The organism is Mycolicibacterium vaccae NBRC 14118 = CIP 105934 (genome assembly GCF_001552715.1).
Lineage (GTDB): Bacteria > Actinomycetota > Actinomycetes > Mycobacteriales > Mycobacteriaceae > Mycobacterium > Mycobacterium vaccae.
In genome coordinates this window covers 1-5,817 of record NZ_BCRS01000242.1, presented here as the reverse complement: position 1 = coordinate 5,817, position 5,817 = coordinate 1, and the positions used below count along the sequence as shown (strand labels likewise).

Here is a 5,817-nt window from a genome sequence, read left to right as displayed (position 1 = left end):
AACAGGCAGGCGCGGCCGCGGTGCACACCGTGGCCTTCGATGCCGACGACCTGGCGTCGCACCGCGCCGTGGTCGACGGGATCGTCGCCGAGCACGGTCCGATCGGCACCGCGGTGCTGGCGTTCGGGATTCTCGGCGACCAGGCGCGGGCCGAGCAGGACCCCGCGCACGCGGCCGCGATCGCACACACCGACTACGTGGCCCAGGTCAGCCTGCTGACCGACCTGGCGGCCCGGATGCGCCGGGCGGGATCGGGGACGCTGGTGGTGTTCTCCTCGGTGGCCGGGGTGCGGGTGCGGCGCGCGAACTACGTCTACGGCTCGGCCAAGGCCGGCCTGGACGGATTCAGCAGCGGGCTGGCCGACGCGCTGCACGGCACCGGGGTGCGGCTGCTGCTGGTGCGGCCCGGCTTCGTGATCGGCAGGATGACGCAGGGCATGACGCCGGCGCCGCTGTCGAGCACCCCCGCGCAGGTGGCCGACGCGACGGCGCGGGCGCTGCGCAAGGGGCGCGCCACGGTGTGGGTCCCGGCGCCGCTGGCGCTGCTGGCGGTGGTGTTCCGGATGCTGCCCCGCCCGCTCTGGCGTAGGCTTCCGCGGTGATCGTGGTGGTGGGAATCGGCGCCGACGGCATGGCCGGGCTGCCGCCGGCGTCCAGAACTGAATTGTCCAGGGCCACAGTGATATACGGCTCGCGCCGGCAACTGGAGCTGTTGGACGCGACGGTGACGGCCACCCGCCGGACGTGGCCGAGCCCGCTGATGCCCGCGCTGACCACCCTTTTGGAGGACTGCGGTGCCGACGTGCACGTGGTGGCCAGCGGCGACCCACTGCTGCACGGGATCGGCAGTACGCTGATCCGACTGCACGGCCCGGACAAGGTCGCGGTGCTGCCGCATGTGTCCTCGGTGACGCTGGCCTGTTCGCGGGTGGGCTGGTCGGTCCAGGACACCGAGATCATCAGCCTGGTCTGGCACGAGCCGCACACCGCGGTGCGCCGCGGGGGACAGGCGGTGGTGCTGTCCCGCAACGGCGGGACCCCGGCGCAGCTCGCGCGCTTGCTCACCGACACCGGCCGCGGGGACTCCGAGCTGACGATCCTCGAACAACTCGGCGGGCCAAAGGAATTGCGTCGCACCTCGACCGCACGGGAATGGGCGCTGCGCCCGCCGGGCGATGTCGACGACCTCAACGTGATGGCGGTGCGCTACCTCCCCGACGAGCGCCTGCTGGGCACGTTGCCCGACGACGCGTTCGCCCACGACGGGCAGATCACCAAGCAGACGATCCGGGCGGCCACGCTGGCGGCGCTGGCGCCGCGGCCGGGGGAGCTGCTCTGGGACGTCGGCGCGGGGTCGGGCAGCGTCGCGGTCGAATGGTGTCGCAGCGGATCGGGTTGCCGGGCCGTCGCTTTCGAGCGCGATGCGACCCGGCGGGCCAGGATCACCGAGAACGCCGTCGCCCACGGCGTGCCGGTCCAGGTGGCCGGCGGGGCGCCGGAGTCGTTCGACGTCTCCGCACCGCCCGCGGCGATCTTCGTCGGCGGCGGGGTCAGTCAGCCCGGCCTGCTCGACGCCTGCTGGGCGAAGCTGCCCGCCGGCGGCCGGATGGTCGCGAACGCGGTCACCGTGGAATCCGAAGCGACGCTGGCGCAATGGTATTCACGGGAGGGCGGGCAGTTGCGCCGCTTCCAGCACTACCACGGCGACGCGGTCGGCTCGTTCACCGGCTGGCGGCCGGCGATGCCGGTCACCCAGTGGTCGGTGACGAAGCCCGGTACGACCTGATCAGGTCGATCGACTCCAGCTCGCGGATGGCTCGGCAGCCGCGGTGCAGCATGGTCAGCATCATCTCGTCGCCGCGTTCGGTGGACGACGCGAACGCGGTGCCCAGGGCGGTGATCAACGGAGCCTGCAGGACGCCGAGCCGGTAGTCGTGCCAACAGGTCTCGATGTCGTAGTCGGTGACCCCGTGGCGCAGCAGCGCGGCGTGGTAGCGCTCGACCAGCCCACGCTCGACCTGGGCGCGGGCGTCGGGCGCAAGACTGGTCGCGGTGAAATAGGCCAGATCCCGGCTGGGCAGGCCAAGACCGATGGTCTGCCAGTCGACGACGGTGACCCGGGTGCGGTCGGGGTCGTAGAGCAGGTTGTCGAGCCGGTAGTCGCCGTGCATCAGCGAGAACCGATCCGGCACCGCCAGCAGCCACTCGGTGACCAGGCCCATCGAGGTGAGCAGGGTGTCGCGATCCTGCTCGCTGATCGACGCGCCGAGCTTGTCCAGGGTGATGTCGGCCGCCATCACCGCGACGTCGCCCATGCCCTTGGCGGCGGCCTCGTCCCCGGGTTTGGGCATCACGATCGACGGCAGGTCGAAGAACTGCCGGGCATTCCAGCTCGGCCCGTGCAGCCCGGCCAGTGCCTCGACCGCCAGCTCCGCCTCGGCGGGGGAGCACCCGGCGATCTGGTCGCCCTGCTCGGCCGGCGCCATGTCGGCCAGCACGAGAACGAAATCCTTGCCGTCGGAGGAGATCTCGCTGTGGAAGCAACCGGGCACCGGAATGGCCACCTGACCGGTGACCGCGGAGTAGAACTCCACCTCGGACACGTAGCCCAGCGCGACGCGTTCGCGGACCTCGTCGTCCTGGGCGGGCAGCTTCACCGCGAACGTCGCGGGGGTCTGCGGTGCCCGCGTCGCGGTCGGGTAGCTCGCGGTGACCCGGTAGGTGGCACCGGTCTGGCCGGTGCCGATGGCGACCACGTCGACCGCGCTGATCTCGGTGCCGAGCACCGATCCCAGCCACGCGGGCGTGATGTCCTGCGGGCTACGGGGAATCGTCAAGCCAACCGCCTTTCATCGGACGCCGTCGTCGGCGTAGATCGTGCGCAACCAGATCGTCTGCGCCCCCGCGAGCAGCTCGGCTCGGCCGAGCGGGCCGCCGACGGTGTAGCGCTCCATCAGGCGGTCGTTGAACTCCAGCAGCAGCCCGGCGATCACCTCGGCCGGTGGGCCGTCCGGAGCGCGGCCGCCGGCGCGTTCGGCGGTGATCATCGCGGCCACCGCGGGCACGAAGGATTCCCGCGCGTCGTCCCAGACGGTGCGGATCGCGGCGCTGGCGGCACGGGCTTCGAGCATGGCGTGCAACAGATACCGGTGTTGGTCGACGGTGTCGAGTAGTGCCTCGAGCATTCCGCGTACGCGGGTGCGGGGCGGCTGTGCGGTGTTGCTGAGCAGGTCGCTGGCCAGGAAGCCGTCCTCGTACATCGGCTCCAGCAGCGCGGCCACCGCGGCGGCCTTGTTCTCGAAGTAGAAGTAGAACGCCGACCGGGTGACCCCGGCGCGGCGGGCGACGTCGGCGATGTTGAGGCCGTCGAAGCCGGACTCGCGCAGGTGATGGTCGAGGGATTCCAGGATCGCGGTGCGCCGCAGGTCGCTCTTCTGCGGCTGACGCCGGTCGGTCGGCGACCGCACCGGGAGTCCTCGCTGCACGCGCGACCCTAACCCGCAGTTCTGACGACTGTCAACGATGGGCGACGCGCGTCAACGCCTCAGGTGCCGGGGTAGTACCGCGGCGTGAACACCCGGTCGGTGCCGCCGGTCCCGGCCCGGTGCCAGCGAGTCTGGGTGGAACCGATGATGAGCAGACAGCGCATGTCGACCTCGGCGGGATCGAGCTCGCCGAGCGCCACCACCCGGACCGACTCGCGCGGGCCGGATACGTCGCGGCCGATCACCACCGGCGTCGCGGGGTCGCGGTGTTCCAACAGCAGGCCCCGCATCGCGGCGACCTGCCAGGTGCGCGTCTTCGATGCCGGGTTGTAGATCGCCAGCACCAGGTCGGCCGCCGCGGCCGCACTGAGCCGCCGGGCGATCACGTCCCACGGCTTGAGCCGGTCGGACAGCGAGATCACCGCGTAGTCGTGGCCGAGCGGCGCGCCGACCCGGCTGGCCACGGCCTGGGCGGCGGTCATCGCCGGGATCACCCGCACGTTCACCTCGGGCCAGCGCTCGGCCTCCTCGAGCACGGCGGTGGCCATCGCGAACACGCCCGGGTCTCCCGACGACACCACCGCGACCGTGCGGCCCTGCTCGGCCAGCTCGCACGCCAGCCGTGCGCGCGCGGGTTCGTCGGTGTTGTCGCTGGGGTGCAGTCGTTGCCCGGCGCGCACCGCCACCCGGTCCAGATACGGCCCGTAACCGATGAGGTCGGTCGCCGCGGCGAGTTCCCGCCGGCTCTGCGGGGTCATCCACCCGCTGTCGCCGGGGCCCAGGCCCACCACGGTCACCGAGCCGGTGTCCGAGGCGGGGCGGTCGCGGCCGGGCAGCATGGCCAGCGCGAAGTACGGCACCGACGCGTCGTCGACCTCGGCGGCGGGCAGCACGCGCTGCTTCTCAGTGCTGGCGCGCTCGACGTAGAACGCGTCGTCGATGCGCCCTGATTTCGAAAGCGCCTGCCGCACAGCCGGATAGGACCGACCCAACTTCAGGATGACTGCGGCGTCGGTGTCGGCCAGGCGGCGCTGCAACTCGTCGGCGGGCAGCGTGCCGGGCAGGATGGTCAGCACCTGGTCGCCCTGGACCAGCGGGGTCGACACCGCGGCCGACGCCGCGCTCACCGACGTCACCCCGGGCACGATCACCGCGTCGAACCGCTGGGTGAGGCGGGTGTGCATGTGCATGTAGGAGCTGTAGAACAGCGGATCGCCCTCGGCCAGCAGTGCGACGTCGCGTCCGGCGTCCAGGTGGGCGGCGATCCGGTCGGCGGATTCGCGGTAGAAGTCCTCCATCGCGCCGGCGTAACCCCCGGGGTGCTCGGAAGTCTCGGTGGTCACGGGGTAGACGAGGTGTTCCTCGATCTGCCCGTCCCTCAGATACGGCTCAGCGATCGCCCGCGCGATGCTGCGCCCGTGCCGGGCGCTGTGGTACGCGACGACGTCGGCGGCCCCGATCACCCGGGCCGCCTTGACGGTCACCAGCTCCGGGTCGCCCGGACCGAGCCCGACACCCCACAGGATTCCCTGCTTCTTCGTCATTCTTGTTCCGTCGCAATCGAGTTCACGGCGGCCGCGGCCATCGCGCTGCCTCCGCGTCTGCCCGTCACCACCAGATAGGACATCCCGCGGGGGCGGTCGATGAGTTCCTGCTTGGACTGTGCCGACCCGACGAACCCGACCGGTCCGCCGAGCACCGCCGCGGGCGGGGCGAGACCGTCGTCGATGAGCTCGAGCAGCCGGAACAGCGCAGTGGGTGCGTTGCCGATCGCGACGACCGCGCCGGGAATCCGGTCGGCCCACAGGTCGACGGCGGCCGCGGATCGGGTGCTGCCCAGTTCGGCGGCCAGCCCGGGGGCGCGCGGGTCGGCGACCAGCGACACCACCTCGTTGTCGGCAGGCAGGCGGCTGCGGGTGATCCCGGCCGCGACCATCGACGAGTCGCACAGGATCGGAGCGCCTGCGGCGAGCGCGGAGTGGGTGCGGCTGGTGACATCCGGGGTGAACGCCACGTGCTCGGCGACGTCGACCTGACCGCAGGTGTGGATCAGGCGCACCACCACCCGGGCGACATCCGCGGGGAAGCGTGACAGGTCCGCCTCGTCGCGGATGGTCGCAAACGACTGTCGGTAGATCTCGGTGGCGTCGCGGATGTAGTCGAGCACCCGATCACCCTACGGGTGGGGTTCGCGGGCCTGGTAGCCCTCTCCGGTCGCGACCAGCACCAGGGCTTCGGCCGGGCTGCCGCACGCCCGCTCGCAGCCGACGAAGTGCCGGTGAGCTGCGGCGTCGGGCTCGTGGACCGCCGCGGCGGCGTCGGCGCGCACATC

General features: G+C 71.9%; 6 protein-coding genes and 1 pseudogene. 2 read left to right on the top strand and 5 right to left on the bottom strand.

All coding sequences use genetic code 11. The annotated features are described in order from the left end of the window. Together MVA01S_RS28165 and MVA01S_RS28160 are read left to right on the top strand one after the other, a co-directional pair. The coding region (locus tag MVA01S_RS28165; RefSeq protein WP_060941785.1) for an SDR family NAD(P)-dependent oxidoreductase at positions 1-602 on the top strand (602 nt) is incomplete at its 5' end. Continuing rightward, complete coding sequence (locus tag MVA01S_RS28160; RefSeq protein ID WP_003933507.1) at positions 599-1,786, top strand: bifunctional cobalt-precorrin-7 (C(5))-methyltransferase/cobalt-precorrin-6B (C(15))-methyltransferase; 1,188 nt, start codon at positions 599-601, stop codon at positions 1,784-1,786. The genes MVA01S_RS28165 and MVA01S_RS28160, both read left to right, overlap by 4 nt. Here MVA01S_RS28160 and MVA01S_RS28155 read toward each other — a convergent pair. The 5 genes and pseudogenes from MVA01S_RS28155 to MVA01S_RS32205 all read right to left on the bottom strand — a co-directional run. After that, a complete protein-coding gene (locus MVA01S_RS28155) occupies positions 1,749-2,837 on the bottom strand; it encodes a phosphotransferase family protein (RefSeq protein ID WP_003933506.1) in 1,089 nt (362 codons plus the stop codon). The genes MVA01S_RS28160 and MVA01S_RS28155 overlap by 38 nt on opposite strands. A 12-nt stretch (positions 2,838-2,849) precedes the next feature. Further along, entirely contained in the window at positions 2,850-3,467 is a 618-nt protein-coding gene (locus MVA01S_RS28150) for a TetR/AcrR family transcriptional regulator (RefSeq protein ID WP_003933505.1), read from the bottom strand. Between the two features lie 77 nt (positions 3,468-3,544). After that, complete coding sequence (locus MVA01S_RS28145) at positions 3,545-5,029, bottom strand: precorrin-2 C(20)-methyltransferase (protein WP_003933504.1); 1,485 nt, start codon at positions 5,027-5,029, stop codon at positions 3,545-3,547. Beyond that, positions 5,026-5,652, bottom strand: a complete 627-nt coding sequence (locus tag MVA01S_RS28140) for a precorrin-8X methylmutase (RefSeq protein ID WP_003933503.1) — start codon at positions 5,650-5,652, stop codon at positions 5,026-5,028. The genes MVA01S_RS28145 and MVA01S_RS28140 overlap by 4 nt, the downstream gene beginning before the upstream one ends. A gap of 9 nt (positions 5,653-5,661) precedes the next feature. Next, a pseudogene (locus MVA01S_RS32205) lies at positions 5,662-5,817 on the bottom strand (precorrin-3B synthase); the annotation flags it as partial.

Bases quoted from the DNA above. Each gene is read 5' to 3' on its own strand.
- MVA01S_RS28145 (WP_003933504.1), bottom strand. From the start codon at position 5,029: ATGACGAAGAAGCAGGGAATCCTGTGGGGTGTCGGGCTCGGTCCGGGC.